This window comes from Pseudomonas kuykendallii (assembly GCF_900106975.1).
In the GTDB taxonomy this organism is placed as follows: Bacteria; Pseudomonadota; Gammaproteobacteria; order Pseudomonadales; family Pseudomonadaceae; genus Pseudomonas_O; species Pseudomonas_O kuykendallii.
Genome location: NZ_FNNU01000004.1, coordinates 524105 through 535917 on the forward strand (window position 1 = coordinate 524105; position 11813 = coordinate 535917).

At 66.3% G+C, this 11813-nt stretch carries 11 protein-coding genes; 5 read left to right on the forward strand and 6 right to left on the reverse strand.

The window, feature by feature from the left end; translation table 11 throughout:
* The first annotated feature begins 134 nt into the window (after positions 1–134).
* Entirely contained in the window at positions 135–1319 is a 1185-nt protein-coding gene (locus tag BLV15_RS15775) for an osmoprotectant NAGGN system M42 family peptidase (protein WP_090230264.1), read from the forward strand.
* A gap of 105 nt (positions 1320–1424) precedes the next feature.
* Here the strand turns inward: BLV15_RS15775 and BLV15_RS15780 are convergent, their stop codons facing one another.
* Positions 1425–3785, reverse strand: coding sequence for a DNA polymerase II (locus tag BLV15_RS15780; RefSeq protein WP_090230409.1), 2361 nt, complete (start codon positions 3783–3785; stop codon positions 1425–1427).
* Positions 3786–3918: 133 nt separating this feature from the next.
* Here BLV15_RS15780 and BLV15_RS15785 point away from each other — a divergent pair, with 133 nt between their 5' ends.
* The 3 genes from BLV15_RS15785 (at position 3919) to BLV15_RS15795 (ending at position 7582) form a co-directional block, all read left to right on the forward strand.
* Positions 3919–4452, forward strand: coding sequence for a cytochrome b (locus tag BLV15_RS15785; protein ID WP_090230266.1), 534 nt, complete (start codon positions 3919–3921; stop codon positions 4450–4452).
* An 85-nt stretch (positions 4453–4537) separates the two neighbouring features.
* Positions 4538–7330 carry a hybrid sensor histidine kinase/response regulator gene (locus BLV15_RS15790; RefSeq protein WP_090230269.1) on the forward strand — a complete coding sequence of 931 codons (2793 nt, stop codon included), beginning with the start codon at positions 4538–4540 and terminating at the stop codon, positions 7328–7330.
* A gap of 24 nt (positions 7331–7354) precedes the next feature.
* The gene (locus BLV15_RS15795; RefSeq protein WP_090230271.1) at positions 7355–7582 is read left to right on the forward strand and encodes a YheU family protein; all 228 of its coding nucleotides are present in this window, start codon (positions 7355–7357) and stop codon (positions 7580–7582) included.
* A gap of 22 nt (positions 7583–7604) precedes the next feature.
* Here BLV15_RS15795 and BLV15_RS15800 read toward each other — a convergent pair whose 3' ends face one another.
* The 3 genes from BLV15_RS15800 to BLV15_RS15810 all read right to left on the reverse strand — a co-directional run bounded on the left by BLV15_RS15800 (position 7605) and on the right by BLV15_RS15810 (position 9404).
* Positions 7605–8030: a hypothetical protein gene (locus BLV15_RS15800; RefSeq protein WP_090230274.1), complete on the reverse strand. Its 426-nt coding sequence runs from the start codon at positions 8028–8030 to the stop codon at positions 7605–7607.
* Positions 8031–8123: 93 nt separating this feature from the next.
* The gene (locus tag BLV15_RS15805; RefSeq protein WP_090230278.1) at positions 8124–8933 is read right to left on the reverse strand and encodes an SDR family oxidoreductase; all 810 of its coding nucleotides are present in this window, start codon (positions 8931–8933) and stop codon (positions 8124–8126) included.
* Positions 8934–9044: 111 nt separating this feature from the next.
* Positions 9045–9404, reverse strand: coding sequence for a DUF2784 domain-containing protein (locus BLV15_RS15810; RefSeq protein ID WP_090230280.1), 360 nt, complete (start codon positions 9402–9404; stop codon positions 9045–9047).
* A gap of 162 nt (positions 9405–9566) precedes the next feature.
* On the opposite strand from BLV15_RS15810, the gene BLV15_RS15815 reads away from it, so the two are divergent.
* Entirely contained in the window at positions 9567–9725 is a 159-nt protein-coding gene (locus BLV15_RS15815) for a DUF3309 family protein (protein WP_090230285.1), read from the forward strand.
* A gap of 118 nt (positions 9726–9843) precedes the next feature.
* On the opposite strand, the gene BLV15_RS15820 is transcribed toward BLV15_RS15815, so the two are convergent.
* Both BLV15_RS15820 and BLV15_RS15825 read right to left on the reverse strand, forming a co-directional pair.
* A complete protein-coding gene (locus BLV15_RS15820; RefSeq protein ID WP_090230288.1) occupies positions 9844–11499 on the reverse strand; it encodes a cation acetate symporter in 1656 nt (551 codons plus the stop codon).
* Complete coding sequence (locus BLV15_RS15825; protein WP_090230291.1) at positions 11496–11807, reverse strand: DUF485 domain-containing protein; 312 nt, start codon at positions 11805–11807, stop codon at positions 11496–11498. Before BLV15_RS15825 ends, BLV15_RS15820 begins: the two co-directional genes overlap by 4 nt.
* Positions 11808–11813: the final 6 nt, after the last annotated feature.

The window sequence follows — 11813 nt, forward strand, 5'->3', positions numbered from 1 at the left end:
CAGCCGCGACAGCCACTCACCTCGGATTCGATTCGGCTGAATGATTCCGCACCTTCCGGGTCGGAATAGCTGTAGGCCGCACCCTGCCAAACCGGCCCGTGCGCCCTCGCCGCCCAGCCGTAAGGGAGAACACCATGACCGCAAGACTGCCCGAACCGGACATGCAGTACATGCAGAAGGTCCTGCTGGAAATGCTCGCCATTCCCAGCCCCACCGGGTTCACCGACACCATCGTCCGCTACGTCGCCGAGCGCCTCAACGAGCTCGGCATTCCCTACGAGCTGACCCGCCGTGGCACCATCCGCGCGACGCTCAAGGGGCGCCGCTACAGCCCGGACCGGGCCATCTCCGCGCACCTCGACACCATCGGCGCCAGCGTGCGGGAAATCCACGCCAACGGTCGCCTGGCGCTCGCCGCGGTGGGCTGCTGGTCGAGCCGCTTCGCCGAAGGCAGCCGGGTCAGCGTATTCACCGACCGCGGCGTGCTGCGCGGCAGCGTGCTGCCGCTGATGGCCTCGGGGCATGCCTTCAACACGGCCGTCGACCAGTTGCCGGTCAGTTGGGAGCACGTCGAGTTGCGCCTCGACGCGCTGACCAACTCCCTGGAGGAAACCCGCGCGCTGGGTGTCGCCATCGGCGATTTCGTCGCCTTCGACCCCTTGCCGGAGTTCACCGAGAGCGGCCATATCAGCGCCCGCCACCTGGACGACAAGGCCGGCGTGGCGGCGCTCCTGGCCTCGCTCAAGGCCATCGTCGACAGCGGCCTGGAGCCGCCGATTGACTGTCATCCGCTGTTCACCATCACCGAGGAAACCGGCTCCGGCGCCGCCGCCGCGCTGAACTTCGACGTCAGCGAGTTCGTCGGCATCGACATCGCCCCGGTCGCCCCCGGCCAGCAATCCACCGAGCATTCGGTGACAGTGGCCATGCAGGATTCCGGCGGTCCCTACGACTATCACCTGTCGCGGCACCTGCTGCGGCTGGCCGACCGCCACGAGATTCCGGTGCGCCGCGACCTGTTCCGCTACTACCACAGCGATGCGCAGTCGGCGATCACCGCCGGCCACGACATCCGCACCGCCCTGCTCGCCTTCGGCTGCGATGCCACCCACGGCTACGAGCGCACGCATATCGACAGCCTGCTGGCCCTGGGCCGGCTGATCTGCGCCTACCTGCTCAGCCCGCCGGTGTTCGCCAGCGACGCGCACCCGGAAAAGGCCTCTCTGGAGCGCTTTAGCCATCAGATCGGCGAAGATGTGCAGCTGCAACCGGAAACCCGCGTGCCGGCAGTGGAGGATGTGGTCGGCGACAAGCCGTAGCCTCCCAGGCGTTCGCAGGGTGGGCTTCAGCCCACCCCTGCCAGACGCAGCGCCGTATCGCTTGGGCTGAAGCCCACCCTGCCGGGCGAGGACGGCCGAACTTATCTAGAACAAGCCCATCTGCCCATCCACCAGCGCGGCGAAGCCGTCGTCCACGAACGGCAGGATGGCGTCCGCCACCGGTTGCAGCTGGCGCGTCACGTAGTGGTCGTAGTCGATCGGCGAGCGGCGCGCTTCGAGCGGCTCCGGCCCGGCGAGGGTGATCACGTAGCTGATCCAGCCGCCACGCTGGTATTGCCGCGGGCGGCCGTGCTGGTCGTTGTGCTCGTCGGCCAGACGCGCCGCGCGCACCTGCGGCGGGACATTGCGCTGGTAGTCGTCGAGCCGCCGACGCAGGCGCTTGCGATAGACCAGCAGCTCGTCCAGCTCGCCGGCGAGGGTGCGGCGCACGTAGTCGCGCACATAATCCTGGTAAGGCTGGCGGTTGAAGATGCGCAGGTAGAGTTCCTGCTGGAAGCGCTGGGCCAGCGGCGACCAGTCGGTGCGCACGGTCTCCAGGCCCTTGTAGACCATCTCCTCGCTGCCGTCGGCGCGCCGCACCAGGCCGGCGTAGCGCTTCTTGCTGCCCTCCTCCGCGCCACGGATGGTCGGCATCAGGAAGCGCCGGAAGTGCGTCTCGAACTGCAGTTCCAGCGCGCTTTCCAGGCCGTATTCGTCGCGCAGGTGGGCCCGCCACCATTCATTGACGCGCGCCACCAGCGCCCGGCCGATGCGTGCCGCCTCTTCCTCGGCATGCTCGCCGCCGAGCCAGACGAAGGTGGAGTCGGTATCGCCGTAGATCACCAGGTGGCCCTCGGCTTCGATCAGCGCGCGGGTGCGGCGCATGATCTCGTGCCCGCGCAGGGTGATCGAGGAAGCCAGGCGCGGATCGAAGAAGCGGCAGCCGCTGGAGCCGAGCACGCCGTAGAAGGCGTTCATGATGATCTTCAGCGCCTGCGACAACGGCTTGTTGCCCTCGCGCTTGGCCGCCTCGCGGCCTTCGGCGACGCGCGCGACTATGGCCGGCAGGCAATGCCGCGTGCGCGAGAAGCGCGCGCCGCGAAAGCCAGGCACCGAGTCGGCGTCGCTGCGATGGCGCAGGCCATCCACCAGCCCGACCGGATCGATCAGGAAGCTGCGGATGATCGACGGGTAGAGGCTCTTGTAGTCCAGCACCAGCACCGACTCGTAGAGCCCTGGACGCGAGTCCATGACGAAGCCGCCGGGGCTCGCCTCCGGCGGGCGCTCGCCAAGGTTCGGTGCGACGAAGCCCTGGCGGTGCATGGCCGGCAGGTACAGGTGACCGAACGCGGCCACCGAGCCGCCGCTGCGGTCCGCCGGCAGGCCGGTGACGCTGGCGCGTTCGAGGAGGAAGGTGAGCAGTTCGGTCCTGGCGAAGATCCGCGTGACCAGTTCGCAATCCTTGAGGTTGTAGTGCGCCAGCGCCGGCTTGTCCTCGGCGAACATCCGGTTGATCTCGTCCATGCGCTGGTACGGCGTGCTGATCGCCTTGCCCTCGCCGAGCAGCGTCTGCGCGACGTTCTCCAGGCTGAACGAGGGGAAGCTCCAGGTCGCCGAGCGCAACGCCTCGATGCCGTCGATGATCAGCCGGCCGGCGGCGGCCGCGAAGAAGTGCTGCTTGCTGCCGTGCTCGCGCCACTCCATCGGCTGGGCGTCGCGCCCCAGCAGCAGCGGCACCTTGAGCCGCTGCGAGTGCTCGTGCAGTACGCGTAGGTCGAACTGCACCAGGTTCCAGCCGATGATCGCGTCCGGGTCGTGCCGCGCGATCCAGCCGTTGAGGCGCTCCAGCAACTGCGCGCGGCTGTCGCAATACTCCAGCGGGAAGTCCAGCCCGGCGGAATCGCCGTTGGCCGGCCCGAGCATGTACACCTGGCGCTGGCCGCAGCCTTCCAGGGCGATGGAATAGAGTTCGCCGCGCTCGGTGGTCTCGATGTCCAGCGACACCAGGCGCAGTCGCGGGCGATAGCCCGGCGCCGGTTTCAGCACGGCGTCGAGGAGCAGCCCGTCGGCGTCGGGCGTGCCGGCGAACTGCACGGGCGCGGTGATGAAGCGCTCCATCAGGTAGCGCTCCGGCGGCCGGATGTCGGCTTCGTAGACGTCCAGGCCGGCGCCACGCAGGCGCTTCTCCAGCTGGATGAGTTGGCGATGCTGACGGCAGTACAGCCCGAGCACCGGGCGATGCTGGAAGTCGCAGAGCTCGAGCGCACGCAACTCGACGTCGCGTTCACCTTGCAGCAGCAGTTCCACCCGCGCGCGCTGTTCGGCGGGCACGAAGGCCACCGAGGTCTGCAGCGGCAGACGCAGGCGCCGCGGGCCGTGGTCGGTCGCCAGCCAGAACTCCACCTGGGTGCCCGCGGGCGTGTCCTGCCAGTGCCGGGTCAGAACGAAGCCCTGCTGTAGATCCACCGTCGCATCCCGTGAAAACGCCATCGCGCCATTCTACCGGCCAACGCCGGACCGCGCGCCGCAGAACCAAGCGCGCCGTCGGCTGCCTAAGCGCCAGGCGCTGGCGCCGACACACAACAAGAGGTTTCCACGCGTGAGCATCGAGCGTTACACCGGGCTGGCCCAGGCGCTGCACTGGCTGACCGCCGCGGCACTCTGCTTCGTGCTGCCCTTCGTCTGGGTCGCCGAGAACTTCCCTCCGGGACCGATCCGCACGTTCTGGTACATGGCCCACGAATCCATGGGCATCTCGGTGTTCCTGTTGATCCTGCTGCGCCTGACCTGGCGCTGGCGCCACCGAGTGCCGGCCTACCCCGCCGGCACACGGCGCCTGATGCGGCTGATCGCGGGGCTCAATCACGGGCTACTCTACGCCGTGCTACTGGCGATGCCGGTCACCGGCTATCTGATGGCCGGCAACGGCCAGGACGTGCCGTTCTTCCGGGTGATCTCGCTGCCCGGCTTCGAGAAGAACGAAGCGCTGGGGCAACTGGCCAATACCCTGCACGTGTGGGGGCAGTTCGCCGTGTACGGGCTGATCATCCTGCACGTGGCCGCCACCGTCTGGCACGTCGCCGTTCGCCGCGATGGCCTGCTGGAGCGAATGCTGCCGGAGCAGCGCCACTAGTCGGTACGCCGCGTCCGGCGCCCCTTGAACCCCCTGCAGCATCCGGGCACAGTGCCGCCACGGAGCTTTAATCTTTGAGGTCACGATGCCTCGCATCTGCTTGTTGCTGTTGGTGTTTCTGTTTTCCGGAGGGGTTTGCGCGATGCCGGTGGCGCCTCTGGATCAGGACGAACTGCGCCTGTCCCTGGGCCCCTACGTGGGCATTCTGGAAGACCCCGAAGGCCTGCTCGATATCGAACAGGTGCGGCGGATCGAAGACCGCCTGTTCCGGCCCGCCCCCGGCGTTTATCCCAACATGGGCAAGAGCCGTTCGACCTGGTGGCTGAAGGTGGACTTGCGCAACAGCCGGCCGCACACGCTGGACGGCTTCATCGAGGTCAACTACCCGCTGCTCGACGACATCCAGCTGTACCTGATCGCGCCGGACGGGACGCTGACCCGGCAGGCCGGCGGCGACACGCATCCGTTCGGCGAGCGCCCGGTGCCGGTGCGCAACTTCTGGTTCCCCACCCGTGTGCCGCCCGGCGACAGCGTGCTGCTGGTGCGCGTGCAGACCACCAGCACGGCGTTCGTGCCGCTGTTCTTCGCCACTCACGCCGCCAGCGCGTCGGCGCAGGAAGTCGCCATGGGCTTCAACGGCGCCTTCTATGGCGTGCTGTTCGCGATGTTCTGCTACAACCTGTTCCTCTACCTGTCGCTGCGCGAGCCGGCGTACTTCTGGTACCTGATGTACAACGTCAACATCGGCCTGTTCGCCGCCAGCTTCGACGGCCTGATGTTCCAGATGCTGCCGGACTGGCTCGAGCTGGAGGCGCTGGGCATCTACGCCCTGATGTACAGCCACTGCCTGTTCGCCCTGCAGTTCAGCCGGCACTTCCTGCACACCCGGCAGCACTTCCCGAGCATGGACCGCGCGCTGCAGCTGCTCATGCTGGGCACCGTGGTGTGCCTCTGCTCGGAGCCGCTGATCGGGATGATGGCCTGGACCATCCTCGCCAGCCTGACGGTGCTGACGGTGTCCTTCTTTTCGCTGCTGGCCGGCATCTATGTGTGGAATGCCGGGCTGCGCTATGGCTCCTACTACATGCTGGCCTGGGGCGTCCTGCTGCTGACGTTCATTCAGGCCACCACGGGCTCGCTGGGCCTTGAGGTGTTCGGCATCTACGGCGCCACTGCCGTGAAGATCGGCGTCACCGTCGAGCTCATCACGCTGTCCATCGGCCTCGCCGACCGCATCAACCTGCTCAAGGAGGAAGGCTTCCTGTCGCGCCAGACCGCCGAGCAGGCGGTGATCGAGAACAAGGCCAAGAGCCGTTTCCTCGCCACCATGAGCCACGAGATCCGCACCCCGCTGAACGGCGTGCTGGGCATGCTGCAGTTGCTCAAGGAAACCAGCCTGGACCGCAGCCAGCGCTTCTACGTGGAAACCATCGCCAGTTCCGGCACGGCGCTGATGGCGGTGATCAACGACATCCTCGATTACGCGCGCATCGAATCCGGCAAGCTGACCCTGGAGAACATTTCCTTCGACCTCGAGGAACTGGTCTCCGACACCCTCAGCCTGTTCACCGCCCAGGCCATGGAAAAACGCCTGCGCCTGCACGTGAGCCTGGAAGGCGGCGTGCCGCAGCGGATCAAGGGCGACCCGACGCGCCTCAAGCAGGTGCTGATGAATTTGCTGGGCAACGCGATCAAGTTCACCGCCGAAGGCCACGTCGCGCTCGGCGTGACCCGGCGCACCGATGCGCGCGGCCAGGAACAGCTGGTGTTCAGCGTCAGCGACAGCGGCATCGGCATGCGCCGCGAAGTGCTCAACACGCTGTTCCAGTCCTTCGCCCAGGGCGACTCCAGCACCACCCGCCGCTACGGCGGCAGTGGCCTGGGCCTGGCGATCAGCAAGGAGCTGGTGGAGATGATGGGCGGTCGCATCGAGGCGCAGAGCAAGCTCGGCCAGGGCACCCGCTTCACCTTCGACATCCCGCTGCAGGCCGAGCCCGATACCGACGAGCTGCGCCACCTGCTCGAAGGTCAGCACGCGCTGCTAGCCTCGCTGGACGCCACCGCGCTGGAAACCGTCGGCCACCTGCTGCGACGCTGGGGCATCCATACCGAACACTGCCAGAGCCCGGAACACCTGCTGGAACGCCTCGAAAGCGCGCCGAGCCCGCAGTTGCTGGTGCTGATGGCGCCCTGGCCGGGCAGTGCCGAGTACTGGCTGGACAGCCTGCGCAGCTCCCTGGCACCCGGCCAGCGGGTCCTGCTGCTGTGCCCGCCGGAGCAATGCCAGCGGGTGCCGGCCAGCCAGGTGCTGAAACTCTTCGCGCTGGCGCAGCCGATCTCGGTGAAGCCGCTGCGCGAGGCGCTGCTGAAGGTCTATGACCGTACCGAGGAACTTCCACCCGAAGCGGCTCCGGCGCCACGACAGGCGCTGGGCGATGCGCCCTGCGTGCTGGTTGCCGAGGACAACGCGGTCAACCAGCTGGTCGTGCAGGGTTTCCTGCGCAAGCGCGGCTACCGGATCAGGCTGGTGTCCAACGGCGTTGCCGCGGTGGAGGAATACCGTCACTTCCCGCGCGGCGTGCAGGCGATCCTGATGGACTGCGAGATGCCGGAAATGGACGGCTTCGAGGCGACCCGGCGGATTCGCCAGCTCGAACGCGAGCAGGACCTGCCGCCGGTACCGATCATCGCGCTCACCGCGCACATTCTCGAGGAACACCGCCAGCAGGGCGCGGCCGTGGGCATGGACGACTTCCTCGGCAAGCCGCTGGACAGCCTGCTGCTCTACGCCACGCTGGAGCGCTACCTGCCACGACCGTCGCCGGCGGCCGCGCCGGTCGTCGAGGGCACGGATGACCACTCCAGGCCGGCGCGGTAGCATGCCGGCGCCAGGAGACTATCGATGCTCATCCCCCACGACCAACTGCAAAGCGACACCCTCACCCACCTGCTGGAAGACTTCGTCACCCGCGAGGGCACCGACAACGGCGACGAGACGCCGCTGGAAACCCGTATCGAACGTGCGCGCAGGGCGCTGGAGAAAGGCCGCGCGGTGATCGTCTTCGAGCCGGAAAGCCAGCAGTGCCAGTTGATGCTCAAGGAACAGGTGCCGCGCGAATGGCTCGATTGAGCCGTTGCGGCGGGCGCCACGCCTAGCCCAGCGTGCCGCCCTCGCGCTCCCAGGCGCAGCGCATGCGCAGGTCGCTGTCGTGCGGGCTGTGCAGGCCGCTTTCGGATTCCCAGCGGAAGGTGTGGGTGCCGTTGAGCTCGGTTTCCAGGTGAACCACCGCGCTGGCCCAGTACAGGCGCCGCAGCAGCGCCTCGAACTGCTCGATCCAGATTGACCATTCGTACTCCACCGCCGGATAGCTGGCGCCGAAGTGGATCACCTGGGTTCGATAGAGCCCATCGCCAGGCTGTTCGCAGCAGCTGAACAGGTCGCGGCCGAGAAAGCTCCAGCCCTCGGCCGGCAATGAGGCGAGCACCGCACGGTTGTTCGCCCGGCGCTCGGCGCACTCCTGCGAACTGACCGTCGGCCAGTCGCGGATACAGCCATAGACGATGGATTCGGACTCCACGCCGTTACTCCGAAAAAACCAGGCTGCCTTCTAACACAGCGACGGCGGTCGGAGAAGCGCTCGCCGGGAGTCCGACGAAACCGCCCGGCCGCTTCAGCCGCGCTGGGCCTTGGCGCGCATCTTCTCCGCCATGCCGGCCATTTCCGCGTACAGGGCCTGCGGGTTCTTCTGCTTGAGCGCCCAGGCCATGCGGCCCATCTCATGCGGCAGGATCATGAATTCGCCCTTGGCGATCTCCTGGTAGATGTAATCGGCGATCTCGGCGGCGCTGATCGGCGAGCCCTCCAGCAGCTTGCCGACCTGCGCCTTCATCGCCGGCGTCGGGCCGCGGAAGGAGTCCAGCAGGTTGGTCTGGAAGAACGACGGGCAGACCACGTGCACACCGATGCCTTGCTGCTTGAGCTCGATCAGCAGGCTCTCGGAGAGCGCCACCACACCGGCCTTGGCGACGTTGTAGTTGCTCATGGCTGGCCCCTGCATCAGCGCCGCCATCGAGGCGATATTGACGATCCGGCCCTGGCTGCGCTCGAGCAGCGGCAGGAACGCCTTGCAGCCCTTGACCACGCCCATCAGGTTGATCGAGATCTGCCATTCCCAGTCCTCCAGCGACAGCTCGCTGAAAAACCCGCCGGACGCCACGCCGGCGTTGTTGACGATGATGTCGATGCCCTCCAGACGCTCTTCGCAGGCCTGGGCGAACGCCGTGAGCTGGCTGTAGTCGCGCACGTCGCAGCGCTGGGTGAAGCCATCGCCGCCGGCCTCGCGTACCAGTTTCAGGGTTTCCGCCAGGCCCGCTTCGTTGACGTCGGAAAGCGCCAGCTGGCTGCCCTCGCGCGCCCAGCGCAAAGCCATTTCGCGGCCCAGTCCGGAACCGGCGCCGGTGATCATGATGCGTGTTTGCATGGGGTTTCTGCCTTCTTGTTGTTCGTCGTGAATGGCCGCAGTGTAGCGAAGGCAAACCGCCCTCCGGCCAACCATCAGGCTGCTGAATGGGTGCTCAGACGCAGTGACGATTCAGCGTTGGCGCCGCAGCCAATGTGCGTAGACCGCCAGGTTGAGCAGCAGCACCACGGCGCCCATCCACAGCTGCGCCTGGGCGGTCAGGCCCTCCGGGTAAATCAGCCGAAGCAGGTAGTGCTCGATGAAATCGCCCGGGTAGCCGACCTCTCCGGCGGCGCGGCGCAGGCGGTTTTCCCAGGGTGTCAGCGGGCAATACAGGTGCAGCAGCTCGACCGCCGCGCCCCAGCCCGCCGCCGGCAGATGCAGCCACGGCATCCAGCGCCAGCGCAGCGCGAGCAGGCCGCCGAACAGCACGAAGATAATGAACGCCAGATGCAGTACCAGCAGCGCATCGGCGGCGAAGCGGTAGGCCATCGGCGACTCCACGAAGGCTCTGCAAAGGGGATGGGATGCGGATCATCGCGCTTCGGGTGAATTTTTCCCGCGCCGCGACAGTCGGATCAGATAAGCGTCGCCAAAAGCTCAACGCTGCTGGATGCGCGCCTCGAGCACCGTTCTTACATAAGGAGTTCCACCATGGGCATCAGCACTATTCTGATCATCGTCCTGATCCTGCTGTTGATCGGCGGTCTGCCAGTCTTCCCTCACTCGCGCAGCTGGGGTTATGGCCCCTCGGGGATCGTCGGCACCGTGCTGATCATCCTGCTGATCCTGGTACTGCTGGGCAAGGTATAGCCGGCTCCGTAACGAAAGAAGCCCGCCTCGCGCGGGCTTTTTCGTGCCTGCGATTCGCCTCCCGGCAGGCATGAAAAAGGGCAGCCGAAGCTGCCCCAGGTGCCAGAGGAAATGGCGGTCAGTGCGCAGTGGCACCGCTCGAACCGAGGCCAGTCTGCGAGCGAACGAACTGCGGGAAGAACAGCGCACGTTCGCCGGCGGCGGCTTTCGACTTGTCGGTGACCGAGAAGAACCAGATCCCGGCAAAGGCGATGAGGATGGAGAACAGCGCCGGATACTCGTACGGGTAGATGGCTTTCTCGTGGCCGAGGATCTGCACCCAGATCGTCGGGCCGAGCACCATCAGTACCACCGCGGTGATCAGGCCGAGCCAGCCGCCGATCATCGCGCCACGGGTGGTCAGGTTCTTCCAGTACATCGAGAGCAACAGCACGGGGAAGTTGCAGCTCGCGGCGATGGAGAACGCCAGGCCGACCATGAAGGCGATGTTCTGTTTCTCGAACAGGATGCCCAGGCCGATCGCCAGGATGCCGAGGGCGACCGTGGTGATCTTCGATACGCGCATCTCGTCCTTGTCGTTGACGCGGCCCTTGCGGAACACGCTGGCGTACAGGTCGTGGGACACCGCCGAGGCGCCGGCGAGGGTCAGACCCGATACCACGGCGAGGATGGTGGCGAAGGCCACCGCCGAGATGAAGCCGAGGAACACGCTGCCACCCACCGCATTGGCCAGGTGAACCGCCGCCATGTTGTTACCGCCCAGCAGAGCGCCGGTCGCGTCCTTGAAGTCCGGGTTGGTGCTGACCAGCAGGATCGCGCCGAAGCCGATGATGAAGGTCAGGATGTAGAAGTAGCCGATGAAACCGGTGGCGTAGAACACCGACTTGCGGGCTTCCTTGGCGTCGCTGACGGTGAAGAAGCGCATGAGGATGTGCGGCAGGCCTGCGGTACCGAACATCAGTGCCAGGCCCAGGGAGAAGGCCGAGATCGGGTCCTTCACCAGGCCGCCGGGGCTCATGATGGCCTCGCCTTTCGGGTGCACCTTGATCGCTTCGCTGAACAGCGTGCTGATATCGAAGTTGACGTGCTTGAGCACCATGATCGCCATGAAGGAGGCGCCGGAGAGCAGCAGCACAGCCTTGATGATCTGCACCCAGGTGGTCGCCAGCATGCCGCCGAAGAGCACGTAGAGAACCATCAGGATACCCACCAGGACCACGGCGACGTGGTAGTCGAGGCCGAACAGCAGCTCGATCAGCTTGCCGGCACCGACCATCTGGGCGATCAGGTAGAACGCCACCACCACCAGCGAACCACAGGCGGACAGCGTGCGGATCTGGGTCTGGCCGAGGCGGTAGGACGCTACGTCGGCGAAGGTGTACTTGCCCAGGTTACGCAGACGTTCGGCGATCAGGAACAGGATGATCGGCCAACCGACGAGGAAGCCGATCGAATAGATCAGGCCGTCGTAGCCGGAGGTGAACACCAGCGCGGAAATACCCAGGAAGGACGCCGCCGACATGTAGTCGCCGGCGATCGCCAGGCCGTTCTGGAAACCGGTGATGGAGCCGCCGGCGGTGTAGAAGGCAGAGGTGGAGGTGTTGCGTTTGGAGGCCCAGTAGGTGATGCCCAGGGTCAGCGCGACGAAGGCGACGAACATGGCGATCGCCGAAACGTTGAGCGGCTGGCGCTGTACATCGCCGGTGAGCGCGTCGGCCCAGAGCAGCGGAGAGAAGCCGGCCAGGGCGAAGGCGGAAAGCAGGCGCGCGATCATTGTTTCACCTCATCCAGGATGGCTTGGTTGAGGCGATCGAACTCGCCGTTGGCGCGCTGCACGTAGATGCCGGTGAGCACGAAGGCCGAGACGATCAGGCCGACACCCATGGGAATGCCCCAGGTGACGCTGGAGTCGGGGCTGATGCGGGCGCCCAGCAACTGTGGCTGGAAGGCGATCAGCAGGATGAAGACCACGTAGAGGCCGAGCATGATGGCGGAGAGAATCCAGGCGAACTTCTCGCGCTTGGCCACCAGTTCTTTGAATTGCGGGCTCTGTTCGATCCGCTTGTAAGCAAGGTCGTGCATTTTATT

Excerpts from the sequence above, each read along its gene's own strand:
- BLV15_RS15775 (WP_090230264.1), top strand. The coding sequence starts at position 135 with ATGACCGCAAGACTGCCCGAACCGGACATGCAGTACATGCAGAAGGTC.
- BLV15_RS15790 (WP_090230269.1), top strand. The coding sequence starts at position 4,538 with ATGCCTCGCATCTGCTTGTTGCTGTTGGTGTTTCTGTTTTCCGGAGGG.
- BLV15_RS15820 (WP_090230288.1), bottom strand. The coding sequence starts at position 11,499 with ATGATCGCGCGCCTGCTTTCCGCCTTCGCCCTGGCCGGCTTCTCTCCG.
- BLV15_RS15825 (WP_090230291.1), bottom strand. The coding sequence starts at position 11,807 with ATGCACGACCTTGCTTACAAGCGGATCGAACAGAGCCCGCAATTCAAA.
- BLV15_RS15805 (WP_090230278.1), bottom strand. The coding sequence starts at position 8,933 with ATGCAAACACGCATCATGATCACCGGCGCCGGTTCCGGACTGGGCCGC.
- BLV15_RS15815 (WP_090230285.1), top strand. The coding sequence starts at position 9,567 with ATGGGCATCAGCACTATTCTGATCATCGTCCTGATCCTGCTGTTGATC.
- BLV15_RS15810 (WP_090230280.1), bottom strand. The coding sequence starts at position 9,404 with ATGGCCTACCGCTTCGCCGCCGATGCGCTGCTGGTACTGCATCTGGCG.
- BLV15_RS15795 (WP_090230271.1), top strand. The coding sequence starts at position 7,355 with ATGCTCATCCCCCACGACCAACTGCAAAGCGACACCCTCACCCACCTG.